Source organism: Aliarcobacter cryaerophilus ATCC 43158, from assembly GCF_003660105.1.
Taxonomy (GTDB): Bacteria; Campylobacterota; Campylobacteria; order Campylobacterales; family Arcobacteraceae; genus Aliarcobacter; species Aliarcobacter cryaerophilus.
This window is the reverse complement of sequence record NZ_CP032823.1, coordinates 1,672,393-1,698,100: the sequence shown is the minus strand read 5'-3', so window position 1 is coordinate 1,698,100 and position 25,708 is coordinate 1,672,393. Positions and strand designations below refer to the sequence as shown.

The window sequence follows — 25,708 nt, the reverse complement described above, 5'->3', positions numbered from 1 at the left end:
TAAATTATTATTAAAATACTTATGATTGAAGATGATTTAGAGCTAGCTCAAATCATTACAGATTATTTAAAATCATTTGATATAGAAGTAACTACAACAGATAGTCCATATAATGGACTATCTATGTTGAATTTAAGTAAAGAGTATCAACTTTTGATTTTAGATTTGACTTTACCTGAAATTGATGGTTTGGAACTTATTCCAAAAATACGAGAAAAATCTCAAATTCCAATAATAATAAGTTCTGCAAGAGATGATATTTTAGATAAAGTGATGGGATTAGAGCGAGGGGCGGATGATTATTTACCAAAACCATATAATCCAAGAGAGCTACAAGCTAGAATTAAAACAATTTTAAAAAGAGTTGATAATAAACTTGATGAAAAAAAATCACAACAAGATAAAGTTTTTGAACTAAAAGAGAGTGATATGCAAATTCTTTTTAAAGGTGAATCTTTGGTATTGACTCTAGCTGAGTATGATATTTTAAAACTTCTTATCCAAAGAAATCATGGTGTTGTATCAAGAGAAGATTTTATTTATACAAGTGATAATATAGAAGATGAGTCATCTTTAAAAAATATAGATGTAATAATCTCAAGAATAAGAACAAAATTATCAAATATAGATAATACTAAACAGTATATAAAATCAGTAAGAGGTATTGGTTATCAGTTAATATGATAAGAAATATCTCTATATCAACTTTTGTAAATATAATTTTTGCTTTAGCTTTTGTATCTATCTTTTTAACTTTTGTAATGTTTATGAGATATGATAAAGAGAGACATGATTTAAGTTTACAAAATAGATATGAGATGATTGCTGAAAATTTTTTAATACTTTTTCAAGACCATCCAAATGCTCAAAGATTAAATGAACTTTATAAAAAATTTAATGTAAAACCAATAGAAGATAGAGATAGAAAACTAGAGATTATAAATAATGCTCAAGAGCTAAAAATTACACAAAATTATCTTGGAACTTATAGAGTTTATAGGTTTGATGATATGTACTATATATATGTACAAAGATATGGTTACAATATTATTTTAAGAGATACAAAACACAATAACTACAATTTTGCATTTATAATTGCTGGATTTATTCTTTCTTTAATTATATTTATATTTTTGTATGAAATTTTAAATAGAAAATTAAGACCTTTGAAGCTTCTAAACAAACAAATTATTGAATTTTCAAATGGAAATAAAGATATAAAGTTGGAATACAAAAGTAGTGATGAGGTAGGAACAATAGCTAAAAACTTTAATGAAGCTATAAATATTATAAATAATCAATCAAAATCCAAAGATTTATTTATGCGAAATATGATGCATGAGCTTAAAACTCCTATTACAAAAGCTATGTTTATTGCTGAAACACTTGAAGATGATAAAACAAGACAGAACCTTCAAAGAGCATTTAGAAGAATGGATGATATTATAAAAGAGCTAGCAACTGTTGAAAAGCTTACTTCAAAAAATACTATGATTTATAAAGAGAAAATAAATTTTTTAGCAATTTTTAAAAAAACAACTGAGTTAATGCTTATAAATCCAGATAATATTGAGCAAAAAATAGAAGATTTTTGGTTTGAAGCTGATATATATATGATATCAATTGCTTTAAAAAATCTAATAGATAATGCTATTAAATTTTCAACAAATAAAAAAGCAATTATACAAGCCAATAAAAATATTATAAAAGTAATATCACAAGGAGAGCCTTTGAAAAATGAACTCTCTTTTTATACAGATGCTTTTTATCAAGAAGATAAAAGAAGTAGTGGTTTTGGATTAGGACTTTATATTGTTAAAACTATTGTTAATTTACATAAATTTTCTTTAGATTATGAATATATTGATGGTAAAAATTGCTTTATTATAAAGCTATTAAATCATAGTTAATTTAAAGATTTTAAATTAACTACTCTTACATCTTTCATTATTTCCAACCAATCTTTACTGAAATTTTTTTTAATAAATTTTTCTTTGTGAGGAACTGTACAGTTAGAGCAATCATGATGTATAGAGTTCTCAGATACAAATTTAGAACCACTTTTTGAATCAATACTGCAGCAAGAGTACAATATTTTATCATCTACATTTTTTAAGCCTTTGTCATTGAATCTAAAATATGAACAAGCACATAAATAACAGTTTAAATCTTTCATTTCATGGCATTTTTTATTTAGTTTGTATAATGGACAAAAATCTGGCTCATTTTTTTTCATATTCTCATATTTAAAATAGTCAATTATCTGATCTACTGATTTATCTTCAATTTTGCTCATAATAGTTTTGTGTAATTTTGCTTGGTTTAAAAACCACTCTTCATATGTCATAAATACTCTTTTTTATTAGATACTTTATTATATTAAAATCTATTTAAGAGTAAAATTTTAATTGCAAAAGGAGTTTAAAATGTTTAGATTTTTATATATTATTTTGATATCTTTGTTTTTTACATCATGTTCTATTAAATCAAATTTAATTCAAGATGAGTTTACAAATATAAAAAAACAAAATACTTATGATAGATGTGCAAATTTTTCATATATTAGTTTAACTGATGATACAAAATATGGGAAAATATTTACAGAATATATAAGTCTTGATAGCTCTTGTAAGTGGAATGGAATGGCAAGAGGTTATTTTGTATCACTATTTATGGATACAATTAAGGCTAAATCATATAAGATGGTTGAGCAAAAAGAGTTTGAAAATATTGAAATATCTACTTATTTAGTAGATGAGCTATATTATGTAAATATAATAAATAAATATAAGGTTTTTGAAGATAGATTTATGATAGATTATAGTGGAGTTTACTCTACATATTTGATAAAAAATTATGATAAATCTTATGAAAATGTATATTTAAATAAAGCTAGATTAGATACCGATTATTTTAATAGTTTAGTTAGATTCAATTTTTTCTATTCATATTTTTCAAAAGATAGTTCAGATTTCGGGAGGTAAAAATGCAAAGTAGAAGTTCATCATTTATTTTAGGAATATTCCTTTTTTTTGGTTTAATTGGTTTGGGTTCTTTTTTAGCGAATGGAATTGTAAAATTTAAAGAGCTTGATAGAACAGTTACAGTAAAAGGTTTATCAGAAAAAGAAGTTTTAGCAAATGTTGTAATAATGCCAATAAAAATGACACAAACGAGTAATGATTTAGAAGCTTTGATTCAAAAAATTGATTATGATACAAATCAAGTTATAAAATTCTTGAAAGAAAATGGCTTAAAAGATGAAGATATAACTTTAGGTGCGGTTTCAATAGTTGATAAGATGGCAAATGAGTTCTCAAATCAAGATTTTGCTATGAGATATTTGGCTTCAAAGGTTATAAATATTTATAGCACTGAAGTTGATAAAATTAGAGCTTTAAATAGCAATTTATCAGAACTTTCTCAAAGAGGTGTTTTGTTTAAAACAGATGATTATGATAGTAAAATAGAGTATATTTACACAAAATTAAATGAAATAAAACCTAGTATGATTGAAGAAGCAACTTCTAATGCAAGAGCAGTTGCACAAAAATTTGCACAAGATTCAAATAGTAAATTAGGAAAAATTAAAAAGGCTAGTCAAGGGCAGTTTGAAGTTGCAAGTCGTGATAAAAATAGTGATCACATAAAAAATATTAGAATAGTTTCTACTATTGAGTACTATTTAGCAGATTAAAATATTTTTAAGAGGACTAAAACCCTCTTAAAGTAATTCCTAAAATAACAGCAATAATTCCTAAAAAAATATTTATAGGTATAAGGTATTTTGCCAATAGATTTAGTTTATTTTTAGCAGTTGTAAAATCACCAATATCAAAAGCTTTTTGAGCTTTGTTTCTTTTTATATAAATAATCATAAAAATAGCAGTCATAATAAGCCAAATAATCTCTTTAGCAATTACAAATTTATAAAGTGAAGTATCTTTAAAGTTTAAAGCTAAAATCAAAATAATAGCAGTTATTAAAAGAGCAATAATAGAGGGAATAACCATATAAAAAAATCTTTTTAAATTTTCTAAAGTTCTTCCTAATTTTATCTTTGGCTCTTCTATATTTTGCATAGAGTAATGAATTGCAAATCTAATTACAATCATTCCCCCTAGCCAAACTATAGCAGAGATTACATGAAGAAAAATAATTAAAGTTGAAAAATTATTAAATAATTCAATCAATTTTAATCCTTATAAATTCTCTTTTGCATAAGCTAAAGCAGCAATTTTTGCTTCTTCAATTTTTGTTGCATCTTTTCCACCAGCAGTTGCGAAATCGGGTCTTCCACCACCACCACCACCAACGATTGGAGCAATATTTTTAATCCAATCACCAGCTTTAATATTTGTATTTTTACTTCCAGCAACTATTAAAACTTTGTCATCTTTTGCTTGTAAAAGTAAAATTGCTAATTTTTCATTTGCATTTTTAATATCATCAACAATTTTCTTTAAATCACCATTCTCAATAACACAAACTACAACTTTTGTATCACCAATAATCTCTTCGTTTATTGGAGTTTGATTTTGATTTTGAACATTTTGTATTTGATTTTTAAGATCTTTTATCTCTGATTTAAGTTTTTTAACCCCAGCAATTAAATCATTTGATTTTATTTCAGCTTGAAGTTCATTTAGTTTGTTTATCTGCTCTTTTGTATATTTAAATGCACTAGCTCCAACAACAGCCTCTATTCTTCTTATTCCTGCACTTACTCCTGACTCTTTTATGATATAAAAACTTCCAATATCTGCTGTATTTTTTACATGAGTTCCCCCACAAAATTCAACAGAAACATCTCCAAAGCTAATAACTCTTACAACTTCACCATATTTTTCTCCAAACATAGCAATTGCACCCTTTTTCTTTGCTTCTTCAAGTGGTAACTCTTCAATAAAACCAGCTAAAGCTCTATTTATCATAGAGTTTACTAAATCTTCAACTTCATCTATTTGCTCAGTTGTCATAGCTTTTGGATATGTGAAGTCAAATCTTAGTTTATTTGCGTCGTTAAATGATCCAGCTTGAGAAACACTATCTCCTAAAACCATTTTTAAAGCACTTTGTAGCAAGTGAGTTGCACTATGATGTTTTGCTATTTCATATCTATTTACAACAACAGCTTCAACGATTTCATTTTGAGATAGTTTTGTACTCTTTACATCAATTTTTGATAGGTTAAGATTATGGAATTTTGAAGTTTCAATAACCATAATATTATTACCATTTTTCTCTATAGCACCAATATCTCCATTTTGTCCACCGCTTGTTGCATAAAAAGGAGTTTTATCTAAAAGTACCCATCCAATTTGATTTTCTAAAGATTTTACTTCTTTGAAATTCTCATCAAGAAGAGCTAAAACCTTTGAGTTATAAGTAATATTTGTATATCCTACAAACTCATTTAAACCATATTTTTCAAGTAAAGCTTTAAAATCACCATCATTTGAACTATCTCCACTACCTTTCCAAGCAGCTTTTGCCATAGTCTTTTGTTTATTCATAAGCTCTTCAAATTTATCTAAATCTACTTTTAGACCTTTGTCTTTTAGCATATCTTCTGTTAAATCAAGTGGGAATCCATAAGTGTCATATAGTTTAAATGCAACTTCTCCACTAAATAGTGAGTTTGAAAGAAGAGTTAATTTATTTTCATTTAATAAACTTAATTTAACTCCCCATGCAGCAAGTCCATTACCTAAAATTTCACTAATACTTTTAAGTTGAGATAAATTATTATGGTTATTTGAATCAACTAGTTTAAATAACTCTTCATTAAATAGTGTAATTCCAGCTTCAATAGTTTTGAAAAATCTCTCTTCTTCTAATGTCAATTGTTCTTTTATATAGTTTGCATTCTCTTTTAATTCAACATAGTGTCCACCCATAATATCAACCAATGTATTAACAAGTTGTGCCATAAATGGTTTTCTAAGACCTATTAAATATCCATGTCTAATAGCACGTCTTAAAATTCTTCTTAAAACATAAGGTCGTCCTTCATTTCCAAAAAGTATTCCTTGAGATAGCATAAATGATGTTGCTCTTAAGTGGTCTGCAATAACTCTATATGATCCAATATTTTCTTTATTTGCTTTTTTATTTGCAACTTTTTCTAAAGTTTCAATTATTGGTTTAAAGTTTGAAGAGTCAAAATTGTTAAATACTCCCTCTTTTATTGCAATAACTCTTTCTAGTCCCATTCCAGTATCAATAGATGGTTTTGGAAGAGGAATTAACTCACCATTTTTTGTTCTTTCATACTGCATAAATACAAGATTCCAAATCTCTAAGAATCTATCACCATCTCCACCCATTTTATCTTCAGGGCTATTGAAATGTTCTTCTCCTTGGTCATAAAAAATCTCACTACAAGGACCACAAGCGCCTGTATCTCCCATTGACCAGAAATTATCTTTATCACCAAATCTTAAAATTCTTGAAGAATCTATATGTTTTGTCCATATTTCAAATGCTTCATCATCACTTTCATGCACAGTAACCCAAAGTTTATCTTTAGGTAAAGCAATATTTTTAGTAATAAATTCCCAAGCATAAGCAATAGCTTCTTCTTTAAAATAATCACCAAAAGAGAAGTTTCCAAGCATTTCAAAAAGTGTATGATGACGTGCTGTATAACCTACATTTTCTAAATCATTATGCTTTCCACCAGCTCTAACACAAAGTTGACATGATGTTGCTCGAGGGTTTTTTGGAGCTGGTATGCTACCCGTAAAAATATCTTTAAACTGAACCATTCCTGCATTTGTAAACATCAAAGTTGGGTCATCTGGTACTAAAGGCATTGAAGATATTACTTCATGACCTTTACTCTTAAAAAACTCTAAATACTCTTTTCTGATATCCATTATAATATTTTCCATCTATAAAATTTTTCTACATTTTATCAAAAATATTATTTACTCTTGATTAGTAGGATTAGTAAAAAATGTTAATAATAAAACAAAATTTAAGGTTTTTATAGGTAAAATCTTTGAACTTTAATTGTAGATATACAAGAAAAAGTTTATATACGGTTTAAAAAAAATTAATAATAAGGATAAAAAAATGGGTAAATATATTGAATTAACATCAGCAAATTTTGATGCAACAACAAAAGAAGGGGTATCTTTAGTAGATTTTTGGGCTCCTTGGTGTGGTCCTTGTAGAATGATTGCTCCAGTTATTGAAGAGTTAGCAGGAGATTTTGAAGGAAAAGCAAATATTTGTAAAGTAAATACAGATGAGGAGCAAGATTTAGCAGTAAAATATGGAATTAGATCAATTCCTACAATTATTTTTATGAAAAATGGAGAAGTTGTTGATCAGCTAATAGGTGCTACATCAAAACAAGCTTTAACAGATAAAATAAACTCTTTATTATAATTTGAATTAAAATTTCTAAAGAGTTTAAAGGAAGGTGTTTTTCATCTTCCTTTTTTTAATTTTAAACTTATTTAAGATAGATATAAAATATTAAATGATAAAATTTTTCCTTAGTTTTGTTTGCACTTTTATATTAGCTTACAAAATTTTTTAGTACCATTCTATTTTAAAAGAGTTATGGTGAAATATATATTTAGAAAATAAGGACTTAAAATGTTAGATTTAGCAATTATTGGTGGAGGACCAGCTGGACTTACAGCAGGTTTATATGCTACAAGAGGTGGTTTGGCAAATGTTGTAATGTTTGAAATGGGAATGCCAGGTGGTCAAATTACAGGTTCGAGTGAAATAGAAAATTATCCAGGTCAAGGCGAAGTTATGACAGGTATGGATTTAATGGCATCTTGGCCAGAACAGTGTCAAAAATTTGGTTTAAAACATGAAATGGCACAAGTTGAAAATATTACAAAAAATGGCGATACATTTAAAATTTTAACAAACGATAATAGAGAATTTGAAGCAAAAGCTGTTTTAATGGCAACAGGTTCTGTTCCTAGACGTGCTGGATTTAAAGGTGAAGATAAATTTTTTGGTAGAGGAGTTTCTACTTGCGCAACTTGTGATGGATTTTTCTATAGAGGAAAAGAAGTTGCAGTTATTGGTGGTGGAGATTCAGCTTTAGAAGAGGCTTACTATTTATCAAAAATGTGTAAGAAAGTATATTTAGTACATAGAAGAGATACATATAGAGCAGCTCCTAGCACAATTGCTCATATCAAAAATGCTGAAAATATTGAAGAAGTTACAAATGTTTCAGTTGAAGAAGTTTATGGTGATAACAGTGGAGTTTTAGGGCTTAAAGTAAAATGCAATAAATCAGGTGAAATAAGAGATTTACCAACTCCTGGTGTTTTTGTTTTTGTTGGAAGAAATGTATTAAATGCACCACTAAAACAATCTGATGGAACTTTTTTATGTGATGTAATTGAAAGTGGAGAAGTTGTTGTTGATTTAAAAATGAGAACAACTACAAAAGGACTTTGGGCAGCTGGAGATATTAGAATTGATGCAGCAAAACAAGTTGTTTGTGCAGCAGCAGATGGTGCAACAGCAGCAGTTGATATAATTGAATATTTAGGATAAATAGATGATTAAAATAGGTATTTTGGGTAGTTCTGGAAGAGTTGGAAGTTTGCTAATAGATGATTTAAAAAATGACACAGAAGCAAAAGTTTCTTGTGTTCATGTTTTTGATAAAATAGAAAAAGTTTTACCACCAGATACTGTTGTAACAAATGATATAAATGTTTTATTTAATGAAAGTGATGTAATTATTGATTTCTCAAGTCCAGTTGCGACTGAAGAGCTTTTAACTGCAGTTGTTGAAGGTGGAAAAAGAAAAGCACTAGTAATTGCAACTACTGGGTTAAATAAACATCAACAAAACTTACTTCTTGAAGCAAGCAAGCTTGTACCTATTTTATATGCTACAAATATGAGTTTAGGAGTTGCAGTTTTAAATAAACTTGTAGCTCTTGCTTCTAAAGCATTAAGAGATTTTGATATTGAAATTGTTGAACAGCACCATAGACATAAAGTAGATGCACCCTCAGGAACTGCACTAACTTTAGCTGAACATGCTTCTAGTGCTAGAGATTTAGATCTTGATAGCGTAAGAGTTTCAGGTCGTGATGGACAAATTGGAGCTAGAACTAAGGATGAAATTGCAGTTATGGCTTTAAGAGGTGGAGATATAGTTGGAAGACACACAGTTGGTTTATATAACGATGGAGAATTTTTAGAGTTAAATCATACAGCAACTGCTAGAAATACTTTTTCAAAAGGTGCAATAAAAGTTGCAAAATGGATTATAAAAAAAGATGCAAATCTTTATTCAATCAATGATGCTTTAGGGCTATAATAAGGAAATCAACAATGTGTGCAATAGTAGGAATTTATGGAAATGACAATGCAGCAAGATTAGCTTCAATAGCTCTTTTTGCTATGCAACATAGAGGTCAAGAGGCAACTGGAATTTCATCATCATGTGATGGGAAAATATATACAAAAAAAGATAGAGGTTTGGTTTCTGAAGTATTTAATGAAGAGGCGCTAACTTACTTAAAAGGAAATATGGCAATTGGTCATAATCGTTATGCAACAGCTGGAAGTGATTCTGTTTTAGATGCTCAACCTGTTTATGCAAAATATAAATTGGGTCAAATATCAATCGTTCACAATGGTAATCTTATAAACAAAGATGAAGTAAGAAATGATTTGATAGATAAAGGTGCTATTTTCCAAACAGGAATGGATACTGAAAATCTGATTCATCTAATAGCAAAAAATACAAAAGATCATCTAAAAGATAGAATTATTGAAGCTTTAAATAGAACTATTGGAGCATATTGCTTTATTGTTCAAAGTAGAAGTAAACAGTTTGTAATACGAGATAGATATGGAATTAGACCTCTGTCTTTAGGAAAATTAAAAAGTGGTGGATATATAGTTGCTAGTGAAACATGTGCTTTTGATTTAGTTGGAGCAGAGTTTATTAGAGATGTAAGACCTGGTGAGATGTTAATATTTAGTGAAGAAGATGATATTGAATCTGTTCAACTTTTTGAACCAGAATTTAGACCATGTGCTTTTGAATATGTATATTTTGCTAGACCAGATTCTGTAATTGATGGTAAAAATGTATATACAACAAGAGAGAATATGGGTAAAGCTTTGGCTAAAAATGATGCAAATAGCAAAATAAAATATGATATGGTTGTTCCTGTTCCAGATAGTGGAGTTCCAGCAGCTCTTGGTTATGCAGCAGCTAGTGGGATTCCTTTTAAATACGGAATTATTAGAAATCACTATATTGGAAGAACATTTATAGAGCCAACTCAAGAGATGAGAAACTTAAAAGTAAAAATGAAGCTAAGTCCTATGAGTTCAATTATTGCTGGAAAATCTTTACTTGTGATTGATGATTCTATTGTAAGAGGAACAACTTCAAAAAGAATAGTAAAAATGTTAAAAGAAGCAGGTGCAAAAGAGGTTCATTTTAGAGTTGCAAGTCCTGAGATAAAATTCCCTTGTTTTTATGGAATTGATACACCTACAAAAGAGGAATTAATCTCAACTCAAATGACTAAAGATGAAGTTTGTAAATATATTGAAGCTGACAGTTTAGAGTATCTTTCAATAGATGATTTAGTAAGTGCAATAGGAGATGATAGACACTATGCGCTTGAAAGTTTTGATGGAGACTATTTCGTAAAAGCATAATGAATAAAAATTTAAAAGAGGTATTGACTATTGGTCGATACTTCAAAAAAAAGTTTGGTGAAAAAGTTTATAAGATTCCAATATCGATATCAGGTTTTACATGTCCAAATATTGATGGAACAAAAGCAAAAGGAGGTTGTTCTTTTTGTGAAAATGACTCTTTTAGCCCAAATCTACAAGATAAAAAATCTAAGTTCAAATTAAATCCAAATATAGAACATAATCCATTTTTAGAAAACCAGCTAAAACAACTTGAAATGCAGTTTATTGCAACAAAAAAAAGGTTAGAAAATAAATTTAAAGCAAAAAAATTTATAGTATATTTTCAATCTTTTACAAATACTTATGCTCCACTTTCAACTTTAAAATCTTTATATGAAAAAGCTCTTAGTTTTGATGATGTTATAGGACTTAGTATTGGTACAAGAACAGATTGTGTAACAGATGAGATTTTAGATTATTTGTATGAAAAATCTAAAGAAAAAGAGATTTGGATAGAGTATGGAATTCAAAGTTTTTTTCAAACTACATTAGATAAAATAAATCGAGCAGATAATATTGAAAATATGAAATATTGGATAAAAAGAACAAAAGATAAAGGATTAAATGTTTGTGGACATTTAATTTATGGTTTACCAGATGAGAATCAAGAAATGATGTTAGAAACATTTAAACAAACAATTGATTTAAAAGTTGATAGTATTAAATTTCACCCACTTTATGTTGTAAAAAATACACTTCTTACAAATGAGTTTAAAAAGGGAAGGTTTACCCCAATAAGTGAAGAGTTATATATAGATACAGTTGTAAAATCTATTGTTAATTTACCGCAAAATATATCTGTTCAAAGAGTAACAGCAGGAATAGAGGATGACACGCTTTTATCACCTTTTTGGTGTAAAAATAAACACCAACAGATGAAAAGCATAAGAGTTGCACTTGAAGAGAAAGGGTTTATTTATTAATATTTATTTTATTTTTAATAAATAATCCACAACATTTTCTATAAATGCATCATGTTTTCTGTCTTTTCTATAAGCAATGTATAGTTTTCTTATCATTTTTTGATTGCCAATTCTTGATTCAAATAAAGCTCCTGATTTAAGTAGTGATTCAATAGCATTTCTTGATACAATAGAAACAGCTGGAGTTGCATTTTTATCAGAGTGTAAAACAGTTTGAACAATAGTTGTAGCACTTGTAACTTCACTTGTAACTTCAAATGTATCACAATCAGGATAGTTTGCTTTTTCAAGACACTCTTTAAAAATTGACCCTGTATTTGACTCAGGATTTCTACAAATCCATTTATAAGATAACAAATCATCAGGTTTTGCCCTTGCAGGAAGTTTTTGGTTTGAGAATATTACAATCTCATCTTCCATCCATTCTCTATAAATAATCTCATCATTTGAAATATAGTTTTCAACAAGTGCAATATCAATTTTTTTATCTAGTAAGTCTTCTATTGCTTCATGTGAAACAGATACATTTATTGACACATCATTGTGAATATTCTCTTTTAAATTGTTTAAAAATCTAGGAAGAATATAATTTCCTATTATAAAACTAGCACCGAAGATAAAAGTTGTGTTTTTATTCATTATTTTTAAAAGTTCTTTTTCAGCATTGTTAACACACTTTTCGATTTTTAAAGCAATTCCATGAAGAATTTGTCCCTCTTTTGTGAGCTTAATACCATTTTTTTTTCTATCAACAATTTGAACATCTAGGTAATCTTCTATAAACTTCATTTGTTGAGTAACAGCTGGTTGAGAAATACCTAGTTTAGCAGATGCTTTTGAAAAAGACTTCTCTCTTACAACAGTTAAAAAAGTCTCCAGTTTAGCAAAATCATTGAGCATTAAATTCTCCAAAAATAAATTGGCAAAATGATAACATTTATTTATATATAGAATAATTAAGAGATATAATATTTTTATAAATTTTATGATATAATCTAACTTTATTGGAGAAAAAATGTCTGAAAATTTATTAATATCACTAAACGATTCACAAAAAAGTGCTGCTCAACATATAGATGGACCTTTGCTCATTTTAGCAGGTGCTGGAAGCGGAAAAACAAAAACAATTACAACTAGATTAGCATATTTAATTTCTATTGGAATAGATCCGAAAAGTATTTTAACTCTTACATTTACAAATAAAGCTGCAAATGAGATGCGAGATAGAGCTTTTTCTCTTTTAGATACAAATAGTTTAAATACACCTCCACTTTTATGTACATTTCACAAATTTGGACTTCTTTTTTTGAAGTTTTATATAAGTGAATTAAATAGAAAGAATAATTTTATAATAATAGATAGTGATGACAAAAGAAGAGTTTTAAAATCAATAAACAAAGAGATACCAACTGCACTTTTAGGAAGCGAAGTATCAAAATATAAAAACTCTATTATGACTCCAAGTGAGGTAAAATCACAAGCACAAGGAAAGCTTTATAGTGAAATTGCAGATATTTATGAAAAATATGAAGAGCATTTATTAAAAAATAATCTTGTAGATTTTGATGATTTACTTCTTCTGCCTTATAAGATTTTAAAAAATAATCAAAAATTAGCAGAATCTACAAGTCAAAAGTATCAATATATTATGGTAGATGAGTACCAAGATACAAATGAACTTCAATACAGACTTTTAAGGCTTCTTTGCTCAAATCATGATAATCTATGTGTTGTTGGAGATGATGATCAAAGTATTTATGGATGGCGAGGGGCAACAATTAAAAATATTTTGAATTTTAATGAACATTTCAAAAGAGCAACTATTGTTAAACTTGAAGAGAATTATAGATCAACTGATACTATCTTACATCATGCAAATGCTTTAATAGAGCACAACAGAGATAGGTTAGGTAAAAAACTTGTAGGTACAAAAGATAAAGGTAGCTCTATAAAAGTTTATGAGTCTCACGATGAAAATGAAGAGACAAGAAAACTAGTTGATGATATAAAAAGATTGTTACAAACAGATGAAAAAGCTAAAGATATTGCAATTTTATTTAGAGTAAATGCTCTTAGTCGTTCTTTAGAAGAGGGATTTAATAAAGCAGGGCTTAATTATAAACTTGTTGGTGGAATGAAATTTTATGAAAGAACAGAGATAAAAGATTTAATAGCTTATTTTAGAATTTTAACAAATTTAAGTGATAATTTTTCTATAAAAAGAGTTATAAATAAGCCAAAAAGAGGAATAGGGGCAACTACTATTGATAAACTTGAAGAGAAAGCAAATGAGTTAAATAGTTCTATTTTTGATATGATTCAAAAGTTAAATGCTGATGAATTAAGTGCAATTGTTGGTAAGAAAAATGCAAGAACTATAAAAGTTTTTGAAGCATCTATTTTAGATTTGCGAGAACTTATGATTCAGTCAAGAATGAGGCTTTTAGATAGTTTTGAAGAGACTTTTGATTATAGAGCTTCTTATGATAATCTTCCAGATGGTTTTGACAGACAAGCAAATATAGATGAATTTTATGGATATATAAGAGATTTTTTCTTACAAAATCCACACTTAGATTTAAAAGATTTTTTAAATGAAATTGCATTAGAAAATCAAAATGATGAACATAGTAACGATGCTATTTCCATGATGAGTATTCATGCTTCAAAAGGTTTAGAGTTTAAGCATCTTTTTATTATTGGGCTTGAAGAAGGATTTTTCCCAATTATTGGAGATGGTACAGATTTAGAAGAAGAAAGACGATTAGGATATGTTGCATTTACAAGAGCTATGGATAATTTAACTCTATCTTTTGTACATTCAAGATTTTATAAAGGGAAAAGAGCTCAATTAAATAAAAGTAGATTTTTGGTTGAAAGTGGTTTAGTAAAAGGAAGTTTAGTTATTGAAAAAAGCTCTGGATTTAAAAAAGGTGATATGGTAAGTCATAAAATTTTTGGACAAGGAAGAGTTGAAAAAGCTGTAAATGCTGGAAAAGATTATAAGCTTACTATAAATTTTGGTGGACAAAAAAGAGATATTTTGTCATCTTTTGTAGAGAAAAACTAGAGGTAAAATTTGCAAAAAAGAGTTTATGAAAAAGGTGAAATAAATAAGCTTTTTGTGGTAAATAAACCAATGTTTATTAGTTCAAATTTCTATTTAAATAGATTTAAAAGAGCTTATAAAAATAAAAAAGCTGGATTTAGTGGAACTCTTGACCCTTTTGCAAAAGGTTGTTTGATTGTTGCATTTGGACAATATGCAAAGCTTTTTAAATATTTAGAAAAAGCTCCAAAAGTTTATAAAGCTGTTATTTGGCTTGGAGTTAGTTCTGAATCATTAGATATTGAGAGAATCCAAAATATAGGATTTCAAAAAAAACTTGATACTGATTTTATAAAAAAAGAGATTGAAAAATTAAAAGGTGAAATAGAGTATATTCCTCCAAAATTTTCAGCCAAAAGAGTAAATGGACAAAAAGCTTATGAAATTGCTAGAGAAGGATTAGAATTTGAGCTAAAAAGCTCAATTATGAAGGTATTTGATATAAAATTTATTAGATACAATCATCCTTTTATAAGCTTTGAAGTAAAAGTTAGCGAAGGTTCATATATTCGCTCTTTAGCACAAATATTTTTAAAGAATATTGGCTCTATTGGAACTTTGAGTTATCTTGAAAGAGTTAGTGAAGGAAAATTTTATTTCGAAAATCACAAAGAGTTAAATCCACTTGATTTTATAGATTTACCAAAAAATAACTATACTGGAACAAAAGAGTGGTTAGAAGTTGGTAAACGAATTTCAAAAGATTATTTGAGCATAAAAATAGATGGAAAATATATTATAGAGGTTGATACATTTTTTTCTATTATAGAAATAATAGGTGATGAAGTTAAATATTTATTAAATAAAGTTCCAAAAATAGAGGCAAAAAATGACTAAAAAATCATATGCAAAGGTAAATATTTTTTTAAAAATTGTTGGATTAAGAGATAATTATCACCTAATATCTTCAAGATTTGTAAGAGTAAAAAATCTTTTTGATACTATTAGTTTTATAAAAAAAGATGTTGATAATTTTTCGATTGAGGGAAATTTTTCATGTATTTTAGAAAAAAATACAGTTTATAAAGCTTACAAACAACTTGAAAAATTTGATGGTGTAAAAGAGTTTTTTAAACAAAATATTGTGAAAATAGATAAAAATATTCCAGAATTTGCGGGACTTGGTGGTGGAAGTTCAAATTGTGCAACTTTTTTAAACATGGTGAATCAAGCTTGTAATTTGAATTTAACTAAAGAAGAATTAGCAACAATTGGCTCAAATATAGGAGCTGACGTACCATTTTTTGTATATGAATTTGATAGTGCAAATGTTAGTGGAATCGGTGAAATTGTTGAAGAGTTTAAGGAAGAGTCACTTAATATCGAAGTTATTACTCCAAAAATTCCTTGTGATACAACAAAAATATATAAAAATTTTAGGGAAAAGTTTTATAAAGAGTTGAATAAAGATGAAGTTAAAGAGCTTTTTGTTACAAATTCAAAAGATATTTTAAAAAAATTTAGTATAAATGAAGCAAATGATTTGTATTTTTCAGCTTTGGATTTAAACCAAGATTTAAAGAAATTTGAAAAAGATAATTGGTTTTTTAGTGGAAGTGGAAGCTCATTTTTTAAAATTTTATAAGGAAATTATGTGGCAAAAAAAGAATTAAAAAAGAATTTAGTATTTAAAAATAAAAAAGCATTTCATGATTTCACAATTTTAGATAGCCTTGAAGCTGGAATTATGCTTGAAGGAAGTGAAGTAAAAGCTATTCGAGAAGGAAGGGTAAACTTAAAAGATAGTTTTGTGAGAATAATTAAAGGTGAAGTTTTTCTTTTAAATGCACATATATCACATTTAAGCACAACTCATAGTACTTATAGACCGGATGAAAGAAGATCTAGAAAACTACTTTTACACTCAAAACAAATAGCAAAAATGTACTCAAAAGTAACAAAAGATGGGATAACACTTGTTTGTACAAAATTGTATTTTAATGAAAAAAACATGGTAAAAGTTCAAGTTGCAACTGCTGAAGGTAGAAAACTACATGATAAAAGAGAAGTTTTAAAAGAAAAAACTCTAAAAAGAGAGAGTGAACAAGCAGTAAAATCGTATAAATAAGATAATTTTTATCTTGATTTTATTTTAATAAATAGAGCTAATTTGTTAATTTATTGTTAATTTTTTTGTTTAGTTTAAGTTTTTCTTCGATACTATTTTGGCTAATGAGTGACATTTTGTGACTTGTATATAAATTTTGTAGGAGGAAATTGATGCAAAACAGTGCACAAATTGAGTATGACTACTCTGTTGCTAAGTGTTTTACATTTACAACAATCTTGTTTGGTATCATTGGTATGACAATTGGTGTTGTACTTGCTTTTCAATTAGCTTTTCCAGAGCTAAATTACTTAGCAGGAGAGTATGGTACTTTCAGTAGATTAAGACCATTGCACACAAATGGTGTTGCTTTTGGATTTACACTGAGTGGGGTTTTTGCTGGTTGGTATTATATATCGCAAAGGGTTTTAAAAGTTTCATTAAAAGAGTCTCCTTTTTTAATGGTAATTGCAAAACTGCATTTCTGGGTATATTTTATAACAATTCTATTAGCTGTTGTTACTCTTTTTATGGGTATTACAACTTCAAAAGAGTATGCAGAACTTGAGTGGCCACTAGATATTCTAGTTGTTGTTTTCTGGGTTCTATGGGGTATTTCGGTATTTGGTATTATTGGAATTAGAAGAGAAAGAACTTTATATATTTCTATTTGGTATTTTATTGCTACATTTATAGCAGTTGCAATGCTTTATTTATTCAATAATATGGAAGTTCCAACTGCACTTGTAAGTGGGTATGGTTCTTGGATACACTCTGTTTCTATGTATGCTGGTACAAATGATGCTATTATTCAATGGTGGTATGGACACAATGCTGTTGCATTCGTATTTACTACTCCTATTATTGCATTAATTTACTACTTCTTACCAAAAGAATCAGGTCAAAATATTTATTCATATAAACTATCAATCCTAGCATTCTGGGGATTATTATTTGTTTATTTATGGGCTGGTGGACACCACTTGATTTATAGTACTGTTCCAGATTGGATGCAAACTATGGGTTCTGTTATGTCTGTTGTTTTAATTTTACCATCATGGGGATCTGCGATTAATATGCTTTTAACTATGAAAGGTGAGTGGAATCAGTTACAATCTAATACTGTAATTAAATTTATGGTTTTAGCTTCAACATTCTATATGTTAACAACACTTGAAGGACCAATTCAGTCTATTAAATCTGTTAATGCTATTGCACACTTTACAGATTGGATTCCAGGGCATGTTCATGATGCAGTTTTAGGATGGTTAGTATTTATGATTATGGCTGCCTTATTCCATATGGTTCCTAGAATGTTTAAAAGAGAGATATATTCAAAATCATTGATGGAGACACAATTCTGGTTACAAACAGTTGGAATTATTTTGTACTTTACATCTATGTGGATTGCAGGTATTACTCAAGGTATGATGTGGAGAGCTTATGATGAGTATGGTTCATTAGTTTACTCATTTATTGATACAGTTACGGTGTTACATCCATACTATACAATTAGAGCGGTTGGTGGTTTAATGTACTTAATCGGTTTCTTTATGTTTGCTTACAACATCTACAAAACAATTAGATGTGGTAGAGTACTTGATAAAGAACCAGTAAATGCAACTCCAGTAGCTGCTTAAGAAAGGGGAAAAAATGTTTCATTGGTTAGAACAAAGACCGTTTTTCTTTGCGGTAATGGTATTTATATTTGTTTCATTTGCAGGTGTAATTGAAGCAATTCCAGACTTTGCAAAGCAAGCAAGACCAACAGTTGGTACAAAACCATATTCAGTGTTGGAATTAACAGGAAGACATGTTTATATTAAAGATTCTTGTAATGCATGCCACTCTCAGTTGGTAAGACCATTTAAATCAGAGACTGATAGATATGGTATGTACTCTTTAAGTGGTGAGTATGCTTATGATAGACCATTTTTATGGGGATCAAAAAGAACTGGTCCTGATTTAATGAGAGTTGGAAATTATAGAACTACAGATTGGCATGAAAACCATATGAGAGATCCAAAAGCAGTTGTTCCAGGAAGTATTATGCCTGCATATGAGCATCATTTTACTAATATTGCTGATATAGAGACTGCATATGCGGAAGCTTATACTGTAAAAACAGTATTTAATACTCCATATGATCAAGAAGGTATGCCAAAACTAGGAACTTGGGAAGAAGCAAAAGCTGCGGCTCTTTTAGAAGCAAAAGCTATTGCTGCTGACATGAAAGATGAGAAGGTTAAACAAGCTGTTGCAAATGGTGAAGTTCCTGAAATTGTTGCATTAATTGCATATTTAAATTCTTTAAAATAGAGGTTCATTATGGATTATGAAACACTGATGACATTTCAAGGTTATGCAAAGTTCTTTTTAATATTAGTAGTATTTATATTATTCTACTCTTATGCTTTTTCCTTGTATAGAAGGCAGAAAAAAGGTGAAAGAGATTTTGAAAAGTATTCTAAACTTGTACATGATGATTCAAGTGTTTCTGTTCCTCTTGAAGAAAGAGATATTAAAAAAGTTATAGGTAATAAGGAGAAATAAGATGAAATCTATGGTTATAGGTGGAATAATTCTTATCATCGCATTAATGGCAGGAACTTACTTTGTTGCAGGTGATGCTTTTATTAGTGATGATTATATCAATGCATTAACATTTTTGGGAGCAGCTGCTATTATTACTATTAGTACGTTTGTTGTTTTAAAATATATTAATCAGATGAAGAATGATACAGCAAGTGGTGAGCTAGCTGATGAAAAATGGGATGGAATTGGTGAATATAAAAACCCTGTTCCAACAGGTTGGGCTATAGCATTTGTTATTGCAATTGTTTGGATGTTTTGGTATTTCACAGTTGGTTATCCAATTAATGGATTTTCTCAAATTGGTCAATGGAATGAAGAAACAAATGAATATAATGCAAAGTTTGAGCAAAAATGGACAAATCCAAATGAGCAAACTCTAAAAGCAATGGGACAGTCTATATTTTTAGTACAATGTGCTCCTTGTCATGGAGTTGATGCAGAAGGAATTGCAGGAAAAGCTCAAGACTTAACAAAAAGAATGAGTAAAGATCAAGTTGAGTACACAATTAGAAATGGTTCAAATCATTTAACTGAAGCATACCCAGGTGGAATGCCTCCAATGATGCTTAGTGAAGATGCTGATATTAAAGAAGTTTCTGCTTATGTAGCAAATGGATTTAAAGGTGAGCAACCAGTAGCTTATGCAACTTGTGCAGCTTGTCATGGTGATAATGGAGAAGGAATGCCAATGGTAGGTCCAAATATTAAATCTTATGATGATTCTCTTGTAACAGCTGTTTTAAAACAAGGTAAAAAAGGTCTTTTAGGTCATATGCCAAGCTTTAACGAAAGATTAAATGAGACTCAAGAGAAAGCTTTAGCTTCATATATTAGAAGTTTAGGAGATAAGTAATGGCAAATAATACACAAATGAATGAAAATGAAAGAGGAATTTTTAAATTACACGGTATAACAGGAATGTTAATAGCTGTTGTTTTACTTTTAACAATTCTTGCAGTATTAGTTTTTAATGGTGTTTTAGTTCAGCAAAGAGAAGCTTCTAATGCTTATCAAATTAATCAAGACTTAAATGCCTTAAAAGCAAATAGTCCTGATAACCACAAACATTACCAATTAATTGGTAATGGTAAATAAGGAGTGAAGTATGGACAGATTAATTACTATTTTACTTTTGGTTTCGGCTCTTATGACGATTTATTATGCATTTTTTGACCAAGCAAAAGTATTTGTTGGTTAAATGAGAAATTTTAATTCTTTAAAAGTAGGGGTGATTTTTTCACTTCTACTTTTTTTATATACAAACGGTTTTGCACAAAATTTTATATTAAAAGATGATTTAATAGATATAAGAGCAAAAAATAAGATTGTTGAGATTGGTAGTGAAGTTAAAACAAAAACTGGTGTGAATATTTATGTTTATGCAACTTCTAGTTTCAATTTAGATAAAAGTATAACTACAAAAGATAAAATAGATTATATAAAAAATTATGAATTAGATATTTTAAAAAATCTTGAAAACCCTTATGTGATAATAACAATTTCACTTGAAGATACTCATGTGAATTTATACTACAGTGACAGTTTAGAAAAAATAATAGATAAAAACGAAATCCTTGATGATTATGTTGTGCCTTTGTTGGCATCAAAAGATAAAAATACAGTTGGTTCAAAAATAAGTGCTTCTGTATTAAATGGCTATGCAGCAATAGCTGATAAATTGGCAGATTCTAAAAATATTGAACTTGAGAGTAATATTGGGAATCAAGGAAGAGTTGCTAGTACAATCTGGAGAGTTTTTATATATTTTGTATTATTGGCTGCTCTTTTAGCATATATTTATGCAATTTTACGAAAGAGAAAATAGTATGAAAAAAAGAAATTATTGGCCACTATATTTTATAGCAATTTTTGCTTTTACTGTTTATATGATTATTTGGACAATATATAAAGCAATGCAAGCCCCTGTTGTAGAAGATAGAAGTTTTATGCAAAAATACCAATATGTAGATGAAAATTATAACTCTATAATGACATCAAATATAAATTTTTTGGAAAAATATAGTTTAGAATTAGATTTAAATGGAAACATTTTTCCACTTACAACAGAAGATATAAGATATGGTCAAAGAGTTATTGAAAAATATTCAAAACATAAAAATGTTTTAAAAATTGGAGAAAATAGCTTAAAAATTATAGTTTTAAATAAGTTAACAAAAGAGATAGTTCCTTTAAATATTGATTTACTTATTACTAAAACTATGTCAGATGATAGTAATGTGAATCTAAAAGATGAAAACTTTACGAATAATAAAAATATTTATACTACAAATTTTAATCTAAGTGAAGAGACAAATTGGATTATAACAGGAAGTTTTAAAGTAGAAGATGAGTCAGGATTTATCTTTATAAAAACAAATGCTAAGTAAAAAAAAACTCCTAATTTTTCCTACGCAAAGAGCAATTAGAAACTATTTAGAGACAAAAAAGTCTCTAAATACTCTTTTGCCAACTTGCCTTACAATTGATGATTTTTTAAAAAAATCTATATACTTTGAAAATAAAATTTATTGTGATGAAGAGCAAAGAATACTTCTTTTAAGTGAAGCTATAAAAGATATTGACATTAAAAAACTAGGAATTAGTTCTAGTTTTACTAAATTTTTGACTCAAAGCGAATATATATATAGATTTTTTTTAGAAATATCAAGTGAAGGTATTGATATAAATGATATTAAAACAAAAGATACTTATGAGTTTTATAAAGAGCATTTGGAAATATTAGGTGAAATTTTAAAAAATTATAAAGAACTTTTGGATAAGAATTTATTTGTTGATAGATTAAATTTAAAAGATAATTATAAGATAAATCTAGATTATTTAGAACTTTTTGAAGACATTACAATATATTTTGAAGGGTATTTTACAAAACAAGAGTTTGAAATTATTATAAAAATTTCTCAAGCTAAAGATTTAAAAATAAACTTTTTTTCAAATATTTATAATCAAAAATCTCTTCAAGTATTTAAAAATATTGATTTTGAGTTAAAGATTAATCATAAATATATGATTAATCTTTCTCGAAAAGAGATAATAAATGAACTATTATCGGAAGAAGTTAATAGAAACATCGAAATTAAAGGTTTCTCTTCAAGATTAAATCAAATTTCATATATAAAATCATCAATAGCTAATTGTGTTAATTTAGGTATAAATCCAAATAAAATTGCAGTAATATTACCTGATGAGAGTTTTGCTGCAACTTTAGAGCTTTTTGACAAAGAAAACTATTTTAACTTTTCTATGGGAAAGAGTATTTTAAATAAAAATATATATCAAAAAGCAAATGGGATATATAATTTTATATTAGAAAATGAGCAAAAAAATATAGAAAATCTAAAGTTCTTGGATTTGGATTTTGAATTTATAGAAAAAGAGATTAAACATTTTTGGAATAAACCTTGTAAAAAAGAGAAATTTATACAAATAACAGATTTTTTGAAAAATAATGAGCAAAATATTGATCTTTTGGAAAAATATGATGAGATGATATATAAGTTAAATTTTGTACTTTTTTCACAAAATTTTGATTTGAGACTAAAAGATATTTATAAAATTTTTCTTCAAAAATTAGCAAAAATATCTTTAGATGATGCACATTCTGGAAAAATAACAGTTATGGGACTTCTCGAAACAAGACTTATAGATTTTGATGCTATTATTATTTGTGATTTTAATAACTCTTTTATTCCAAAAATTTCATTAAAAGATAAGTTTTTATCTACTAAAGTAAAATATTTAGCAAATTTACCAACAAAAATTGATAGAGAGAATCTTCAAAAATACTATTATAAAAGATTGATTGATTCTTCAAAAAATATATTTATCTCTTATGTTGAATCTAAAGAAGAGGATATTTCTAAGTTTGCTTATGAGTTGTTTAGAGATATAAAAATTTCATCAAATGATAATGAATACAAAGATATTTTATATAATAGTAGAAAGCTTGAATATAAAGATGAAGAGATTTTGTTAAGTATTGATTTAACAAAGCAGTCTTGGTCAGCAAGTGGATTAAAAATGTTTTTAGAGTGCAAAAGAAAGTGGTACTTAAACTATATTTTAAAGCTAAAAGAACATACACTTTCAAAGCTTCCAAAGAGTTTTGAACTGGGTAATATAGTTCATAGTATTCTTGAAGAGTATTATAAAAATGAAAATTCAAATATAGATGAGATTTTTTTAAAGTACAAAAGTGATAACCCTTTTTTAATTCTTGATTTAGAGATTTTTAAACATAATATTAAAAAGCTTCTTGATGATGATAAAAATAGATTGAAAACTAGGCAAATAGTTGATATTGAAAAGAAATTTTCTATAAGTTTTAATGGATTTGAATTAATTGGAGTTATAGATAGAGTTGATAAATTTGAAGATAGTTATGAACTAATAGATTATAAAACTTCTAGAAGTTTAAAAATTGATACTATTAATACTTATAACAAATCATGTGATTTTCAACTAGAATTTTATTTCTTAGCAATAAAAAATTTGTATGAATCTGCAAATATAAAAGCTTTTTATTATGATATCTTTGAAAATTCTTTGAAGCAAGAAGTTGTTTTAAATGAAAAATTAGAACTCTTAAGAACAATTTTTGATGATTTAAAAATTCACAGTAAAGATAAGATTAATTTTTGTAAAACAGAAGATAAAACTATTTGTACTTATTGTTTTTATAAAACTATTTGTAATAGAGATTAGTTTTTAAAATGGGTTTTTCAACCCAATTTTAAACTATTTTATAAGTGAAGATATTGCTTTGAAGTTTGGATTTTTTGCATCTAAAGTTAATTCAAATAAAATCGACTCATAAGTTGTAGGAACTACTCCTGCTTGAACTAGTCTTTTTATAGCAATTTTATGGTCTAGCTTTGTTCTACTTCCACAACAGTTTGTTACTAAAATTACATTAAAACCATTTTCAAGTAAATCTATGCAAGTTTGAAGAACACAAACATGAGTCTCTATTCCAGCAACAACGATATTATTTTTACCAGATTTTTTAAAGGCATTTAAAATTTCATCTGACTGGCATCCTGAAAATGTAGTTTTTTCATAAGCTGTATATTCAGAAACCAACTCTTTTAAAACAGGAATTGTTTCACCTATCCCTTTTTTATACTGCTCATTTACAATAATAGGAATATCTAAAGTTTTCATACCTTTTACAAGTATTGGAAGAGTTCTCTCTAACTCATCTTTATTTCCAATATGCGGAAAAAGTTTTTCTTGAACATCAACTAAACAAAAGAGTGTCTCTTCTAAATTTATTCTCATAGTATCTCCTTAAAATTAAAAGAGATAATATATCATAATTGTGTAGCTAGAAACTAGCTTTTTATTTCTATTTAAAAGCCATAGTTTCAGCTCTTTTTAGAAGCTCAACAGCACCTTTTTTTATAAACTCATTTGCAAACTCTCTTCCAGCATTTTCAAAACTATTTATGTCTACAATTTTTTCATCTTTTATATATTCTGTTCCATCCGGAAGCCCAACTATTGCAGATATTTTTACAGATTTTTCATCTTGTATTGTAGCTTTTACACCAATTGGGACTTGACAACCACCTTGTAGAGCATCAACAAAACCTCTTTCAATTGTTGATTCAATTTGAGCATCTTTGTCATTTAAAACTTTAACTATCTCAATAATTTTTGGATCATTTGTTGTTTCAATTCCTAAAGTTGCTTGCCCCATAGATGGAATCATAACATCTGTTGAAATTGGTGAAAAATATTTTACTTCATTTTGAAGATTTAATTTCTCAATTCCAGTTGCTGCAAGAATTATTGCATCATACTCACCAGCATTTAGTTTTGCTATTCTTGTATTGATATTTCCTCTTAAATCTTTAAGTTCAATATCAGGTCTTAACATCTTAATAGCCATTCTTCTTCTTAAACTTGTAGTTCCAACAACTGCACCTTTTGGTAACTCTTCAATTGATTTGTATTTGTTACTTAAAAGTGCATCTTGAGGATTAAATCTTTTTGAAACAGCAGCAAGAACAAGTCCATCTTCAAACTGTGTTGGCACATCTTTTAAAGAGTGAACAGCTAAATGAGCACTTCCTTCAAGCATTGCAACTTCAAGCTCTTTTGTAAAAAGACCTTTTCCTCCAATCTTTGCCAAAGGAACATCTAGAATCTTGTCTCCTTTTGTAACAAATTCTTGAAGCTCAACTTCCATATTTGGATAGTGTTTTAAAAGCTCTGCTTTTATATACTCACTTTGCCAAAGTGCTAGTTGGCTTCTTCTGGTTGCAATTACAAGTTTATCCATCATTTCCT

Annotated in this window: 27 protein-coding genes; 21 read left to right on the top strand and 6 right to left on the bottom strand. The window is 27.8% G+C overall.

Annotation, left to right across the window (positions count from 1 at the left end; all coding sequences use genetic code 11):
* Positions 1–6: 6 nt before the first annotated feature.
* Entirely contained in the window at positions 7–684 is a 678-nt protein-coding gene (locus ACRYA_RS08555) for a response regulator transcription factor (RefSeq protein ID WP_228199799.1), read from the top strand.
* Complete coding sequence (locus ACRYA_RS08550; protein WP_105916786.1) at positions 681–1,910, top strand: ArsS family sensor histidine kinase; 1,230 nt, start codon at positions 681–683, stop codon at positions 1,908–1,910. The genes ACRYA_RS08555 and ACRYA_RS08550 overlap by 4 nt, the downstream gene beginning before the upstream one ends.
* On the opposite strand, the gene ACRYA_RS08545 is transcribed toward ACRYA_RS08550, so the two are convergent.
* The gene (locus tag ACRYA_RS08545) at positions 1,907–2,347 is read right to left on the bottom strand and encodes a hypothetical protein (RefSeq protein WP_105916785.1); all 441 of its coding nucleotides are present in this window, start codon (positions 2,345–2,347) and stop codon (positions 1,907–1,909) included. The two genes, ACRYA_RS08550 and ACRYA_RS08545, sit on opposite strands and share 4 nt — an antisense overlap.
* A 79-nt stretch (positions 2,348–2,426) precedes the next feature.
* On the opposite strand from ACRYA_RS08545, the gene ACRYA_RS08540 reads away from it, so the two are divergent.
* Positions 2,427–2,984, top strand: coding sequence for a hypothetical protein (locus ACRYA_RS08540; RefSeq protein ID WP_105916784.1), 558 nt, complete (start codon positions 2,427–2,429; stop codon positions 2,982–2,984).
* A 2-nt stretch (positions 2,985–2,986) separates the two neighbouring features.
* Positions 2,987–3,697 (top strand): SIMPL domain-containing protein, encoded by a 711-nt coding sequence (locus ACRYA_RS08535; RefSeq protein ID WP_105916783.1) that lies wholly within the window; start codon positions 2,987–2,989, stop codon positions 3,695–3,697.
* A gap of 16 nt (positions 3,698–3,713) precedes the next feature.
* Here the strand turns inward: ACRYA_RS08535 and ACRYA_RS08530 are convergent, their stop codons facing one another.
* The gene (locus tag ACRYA_RS08530; protein WP_105916782.1) at positions 3,714–4,193 is read right to left on the bottom strand and encodes a hypothetical protein; all 480 of its coding nucleotides are present in this window, start codon (positions 4,191–4,193) and stop codon (positions 3,714–3,716) included.
* A 9-nt stretch (positions 4,194–4,202) separates the two neighbouring features.
* Positions 4,203–6,881 (bottom strand): alanine--tRNA ligase, encoded by a 2,679-nt coding sequence (gene alaS / locus ACRYA_RS08525; RefSeq protein ID WP_105916781.1) that lies wholly within the window; start codon positions 6,879–6,881, stop codon positions 4,203–4,205.
* A gap of 199 nt (positions 6,882–7,080) precedes the next feature.
* Here alaS and trxA point away from each other — a divergent pair, with 199 nt between their 5' ends.
* The 5 genes from trxA to mnmL all read left to right on the top strand — a co-directional run bounded on the left by trxA (position 7,081) and on the right by mnmL (position 11,645).
* Positions 7,081–7,398, top strand: a complete 318-nt coding sequence (gene trxA / locus ACRYA_RS08520) for a thioredoxin (protein ID WP_105916780.1) — start codon at positions 7,081–7,083, stop codon at positions 7,396–7,398.
* Between the two features lie 213 nt (positions 7,399–7,611).
* Positions 7,612–8,541, top strand: a complete 930-nt coding sequence (gene trxB / locus ACRYA_RS08515) for a thioredoxin-disulfide reductase (RefSeq protein WP_105916779.1) — start codon at positions 7,612–7,614, stop codon at positions 8,539–8,541.
* A gap of 4 nt (positions 8,542–8,545) precedes the next feature.
* Positions 8,546–9,319 (top strand): 4-hydroxy-tetrahydrodipicolinate reductase, encoded by a 774-nt coding sequence (dapB, locus tag ACRYA_RS08510; RefSeq protein WP_105916778.1) that lies wholly within the window; start codon positions 8,546–8,548, stop codon positions 9,317–9,319.
* A gap of 14 nt (positions 9,320–9,333) precedes the next feature.
* The gene (gene purF / locus ACRYA_RS08505; protein ID WP_105916777.1) at positions 9,334–10,680 is read left to right on the top strand and encodes an amidophosphoribosyltransferase; all 1,347 of its coding nucleotides are present in this window, start codon (positions 9,334–9,336) and stop codon (positions 10,678–10,680) included.
* Positions 10,680–11,645, top strand: coding sequence for a tRNA modification radical SAM protein MnmL/YtqA (mnmL, locus tag ACRYA_RS08500; RefSeq protein WP_105916776.1), 966 nt, complete (start codon positions 10,680–10,682; stop codon positions 11,643–11,645). Before purF ends, mnmL begins: the two co-directional genes overlap by 1 nt.
* Before the next feature lie 3 nt (positions 11,646–11,648).
* Here the strand turns inward: mnmL and ACRYA_RS08495 are convergent, their stop codons facing one another.
* Positions 11,649–12,545, bottom strand: coding sequence for a LysR substrate-binding domain-containing protein (locus ACRYA_RS08495; RefSeq protein ID WP_105916775.1), 897 nt, complete (start codon positions 12,543–12,545; stop codon positions 11,649–11,651).
* Between the two features lie 115 nt (positions 12,546–12,660).
* Between ACRYA_RS08495 and ACRYA_RS08490 the strand changes: the two genes are divergently transcribed.
* The 12 genes from ACRYA_RS08490 (at position 12,661) to ACRYA_RS08435 (ending at position 24,118) form a co-directional block, all read left to right on the top strand.
* Positions 12,661–14,715 carry an ATP-dependent helicase gene (locus tag ACRYA_RS08490; RefSeq protein ID WP_105916774.1) on the top strand — a complete coding sequence of 685 codons (2,055 nt, stop codon included), beginning with the start codon at positions 12,661–12,663 and terminating at the stop codon, positions 14,713–14,715.
* A gap of 9 nt (positions 14,716–14,724) precedes the next feature.
* Positions 14,725–15,591: a tRNA pseudouridine(55) synthase TruB gene (gene truB, locus ACRYA_RS08485; RefSeq protein WP_105916773.1), complete on the top strand. Its 867-nt coding sequence runs from the start codon at positions 14,725–14,727 to the stop codon at positions 15,589–15,591.
* The gene (locus ACRYA_RS08480; RefSeq protein WP_105916772.1) at positions 15,584–16,339 is read left to right on the top strand and encodes a 4-(cytidine 5'-diphospho)-2-C-methyl-D-erythritol kinase; all 756 of its coding nucleotides are present in this window, start codon (positions 15,584–15,586) and stop codon (positions 16,337–16,339) included. Before truB ends, ACRYA_RS08480 begins: the two co-directional genes overlap by 8 nt.
* 9 nt (positions 16,340–16,348) lie before the next feature.
* Entirely contained in the window at positions 16,349–16,822 is a 474-nt protein-coding gene (gene smpB, locus ACRYA_RS08475) for an SsrA-binding protein SmpB (protein ID WP_105916771.1), read from the top strand.
* A gap of 152 nt (positions 16,823–16,974) precedes the next feature.
* The gene (gene ccoN / locus ACRYA_RS08470) at positions 16,975–18,441 is read left to right on the top strand and encodes a cytochrome-c oxidase, cbb3-type subunit I (RefSeq protein ID WP_105916770.1); all 1,467 of its coding nucleotides are present in this window, start codon (positions 16,975–16,977) and stop codon (positions 18,439–18,441) included.
* A gap of 13 nt (positions 18,442–18,454) precedes the next feature.
* Positions 18,455–19,120 (top strand): cytochrome-c oxidase, cbb3-type subunit II, encoded by a 666-nt coding sequence (gene ccoO, locus ACRYA_RS08465; protein ID WP_105916769.1) that lies wholly within the window; start codon positions 18,455–18,457, stop codon positions 19,118–19,120.
* Positions 19,121–19,129: 9 nt separating this feature from the next.
* Positions 19,130–19,354 carry a CcoQ/FixQ family Cbb3-type cytochrome c oxidase assembly chaperone gene (locus tag ACRYA_RS08460; protein ID WP_105916768.1) on the top strand — a complete coding sequence of 75 codons (225 nt, stop codon included), beginning with the start codon at positions 19,130–19,132 and terminating at the stop codon, positions 19,352–19,354.
* Between the two features lies 1 nt (position 19,355).
* A complete protein-coding gene (locus ACRYA_RS08455; protein ID WP_105916767.1) occupies positions 19,356–20,249 on the top strand; it encodes a c-type cytochrome in 894 nt (297 codons plus the stop codon).
* On the top strand, positions 20,249–20,491 hold the full coding sequence (locus tag ACRYA_RS08450) for a DUF4006 family protein (protein WP_105911070.1): 243 nt from the start codon (positions 20,249–20,251) through the stop codon (positions 20,489–20,491). Before ACRYA_RS08455 ends, ACRYA_RS08450 begins: the two co-directional genes overlap by 1 nt.
* Before the next feature lie 103 nt (positions 20,492–20,594).
* Positions 20,595–21,221, top strand: a complete 627-nt coding sequence (locus ACRYA_RS08445) for a hypothetical protein (protein WP_105916766.1) — start codon at positions 20,595–20,597, stop codon at positions 21,219–21,221.
* A gap of 1 nt (position 21,222) precedes the next feature.
* Positions 21,223–21,783, top strand: coding sequence for a hypothetical protein (locus ACRYA_RS08440; RefSeq protein ID WP_105916765.1), 561 nt, complete (start codon positions 21,223–21,225; stop codon positions 21,781–21,783).
* A complete protein-coding gene (locus tag ACRYA_RS08435; RefSeq protein ID WP_105916764.1) occupies positions 21,773–24,118 on the top strand; it encodes a PD-(D/E)XK nuclease family protein in 2,346 nt (781 codons plus the stop codon). The genes ACRYA_RS08440 and ACRYA_RS08435 overlap by 11 nt, the downstream gene beginning before the upstream one ends.
* Before the next feature lie 33 nt (positions 24,119–24,151).
* On the opposite strand, the gene ACRYA_RS08430 is transcribed toward ACRYA_RS08435, so the two are convergent.
* Together ACRYA_RS08430 and hemC are read right to left on the bottom strand one after the other, a co-directional pair.
* The gene (locus tag ACRYA_RS08430) at positions 24,152–24,694 is read right to left on the bottom strand and encodes a hydrolase (RefSeq protein ID WP_105916763.1); all 543 of its coding nucleotides are present in this window, start codon (positions 24,692–24,694) and stop codon (positions 24,152–24,154) included.
* A 67-nt stretch (positions 24,695–24,761) separates the two neighbouring features.
* The gene (hemC, locus tag ACRYA_RS08425; RefSeq protein ID WP_105916762.1) at positions 24,762–25,700 is read right to left on the bottom strand and encodes a hydroxymethylbilane synthase; all 939 of its coding nucleotides are present in this window, start codon (positions 25,698–25,700) and stop codon (positions 24,762–24,764) included.
* Between the last annotated feature and the right edge of the window lie 8 nt (positions 25,701–25,708).

What these genes read in the sequence shown, in the direction of transcription:
- ACRYA_RS08490 (WP_105916774.1), top strand. Translation starts at nt 12,661, where the DNA reads ATGTCTGAAAATTTATTAATATCACTAAACGATTCACAAAAAAGTGCT.
- ACRYA_RS08440 (WP_105916765.1), top strand. Translation starts at nt 21,223, where the DNA reads ATGAAAAAAAGAAATTATTGGCCACTATATTTTATAGCAATTTTTGCT.
- ACRYA_RS08460 (WP_105916768.1), top strand. Translation starts at nt 19,130, where the DNA reads ATGGATTATGAAACACTGATGACATTTCAAGGTTATGCAAAGTTCTTT.
- ACRYA_RS08495 (WP_105916775.1), bottom strand. Translation starts at nt 12,545, where the DNA reads ATGCTCAATGATTTTGCTAAACTGGAGACTTTTTTAACTGTTGTAAGA.
- trxB (WP_105916779.1), top strand. Translation starts at nt 7,612, where the DNA reads ATGTTAGATTTAGCAATTATTGGTGGAGGACCAGCTGGACTTACAGCA.
- hemC (WP_105916762.1), bottom strand. Translation starts at nt 25,700, where the DNA reads ATGGATAAACTTGTAATTGCAACCAGAAGAAGCCAACTAGCACTTTGG.
- ACRYA_RS08455 (WP_105916767.1), top strand. Translation starts at nt 19,356, where the DNA reads ATGAAATCTATGGTTATAGGTGGAATAATTCTTATCATCGCATTAATG.
- purF (WP_105916777.1), top strand. Translation starts at nt 9,334, where the DNA reads ATGTGTGCAATAGTAGGAATTTATGGAAATGACAATGCAGCAAGATTA.
- trxA (WP_105916780.1), top strand. Translation starts at nt 7,081, where the DNA reads ATGGGTAAATATATTGAATTAACATCAGCAAATTTTGATGCAACAACA.
- dapB (WP_105916778.1), top strand. Translation starts at nt 8,546, where the DNA reads ATGATTAAAATAGGTATTTTGGGTAGTTCTGGAAGAGTTGGAAGTTTG.
- ACRYA_RS08550 (WP_105916786.1), top strand. Translation starts at nt 681, where the DNA reads ATGATAAGAAATATCTCTATATCAACTTTTGTAAATATAATTTTTGCT.
- ACRYA_RS08545 (WP_105916785.1), bottom strand. Translation starts at nt 2,347, where the DNA reads ATGACATATGAAGAGTGGTTTTTAAACCAAGCAAAATTACACAAAACT.
- ACRYA_RS08480 (WP_105916772.1), top strand. Translation starts at nt 15,584, where the DNA reads ATGACTAAAAAATCATATGCAAAGGTAAATATTTTTTTAAAAATTGTT.
- ccoN (WP_105916770.1), top strand. Translation starts at nt 16,975, where the DNA reads ATGCAAAACAGTGCACAAATTGAGTATGACTACTCTGTTGCTAAGTGT.
- alaS (WP_105916781.1), bottom strand. Translation starts at nt 6,881, where the DNA reads ATGGATATCAGAAAAGAGTATTTAGAGTTTTTTAAGAGTAAAGGTCAT.
- ACRYA_RS08540 (WP_105916784.1), top strand. Translation starts at nt 2,427, where the DNA reads ATGTTTAGATTTTTATATATTATTTTGATATCTTTGTTTTTTACATCA.
- ACRYA_RS08450 (WP_105911070.1), top strand. Translation starts at nt 20,249, where the DNA reads ATGGCAAATAATACACAAATGAATGAAAATGAAAGAGGAATTTTTAAA.
- ACRYA_RS08435 (WP_105916764.1), top strand. Translation starts at nt 21,773, where the DNA reads ATGCTAAGTAAAAAAAAACTCCTAATTTTTCCTACGCAAAGAGCAATT.
- ACRYA_RS08535 (WP_105916783.1), top strand. Translation starts at nt 2,987, where the DNA reads ATGCAAAGTAGAAGTTCATCATTTATTTTAGGAATATTCCTTTTTTTT.
- ACRYA_RS08445 (WP_105916766.1), top strand. Translation starts at nt 20,595, where the DNA reads ATGAGAAATTTTAATTCTTTAAAAGTAGGGGTGATTTTTTCACTTCTA.
- mnmL (WP_105916776.1), top strand. Translation starts at nt 10,680, where the DNA reads ATGAATAAAAATTTAAAAGAGGTATTGACTATTGGTCGATACTTCAAA.
- ACRYA_RS08430 (WP_105916763.1), bottom strand. Translation starts at nt 24,694, where the DNA reads ATGAGAATAAATTTAGAAGAGACACTCTTTTGTTTAGTTGATGTTCAA.
- ccoO (WP_105916769.1), top strand. Translation starts at nt 18,455, where the DNA reads ATGTTTCATTGGTTAGAACAAAGACCGTTTTTCTTTGCGGTAATGGTA.